This is a genomic window from Nostoc sp. UCD121 (assembly GCF_014222285.1).
GTDB lineage: Bacteria > Cyanobacteriota > Cyanobacteriia > Cyanobacteriales > Nostocaceae > Nostoc.
In genome coordinates this window covers 1-254 of record NZ_JACKZS010000594.1, presented here as the reverse complement: position 1 = coordinate 254, position 254 = coordinate 1, and the positions used below count along the sequence as shown (strand labels likewise).

Genomic DNA, 254 nt, shown 5'->3' with positions numbered 1-254 from the left:
ATATTAACCCAGATGAATCAGTTGCCCTAGGTGCAGCTATCCAAGGTGGTGTGCTTACAGGTGAAGTAAAAGACTTACTACTTCTTGATGTAACACCATTATCACTAGGTATTGAGACTTTAGGTGGTGTATCAACAAAACTAATCGAAAGAAATACAACAATTCCAACTAAAAAGTCACAAGTATTTACAACTGCAGCTGATGGTCAAACAGAAGTAGATATCCACGTTGTTCAAGGTGAACGTGAATGGCAT

Annotated in this window: 1 protein-coding gene; it reads left to right on the top strand. The window is 38.2% G+C overall.

Annotated features, from left to right (window positions below):
• A partial coding sequence (locus GNF10_RS37615) for an Hsp70 family protein (protein WP_185607547.1) occupies positions 1-254 on the top strand: 254 nt, incomplete at both ends.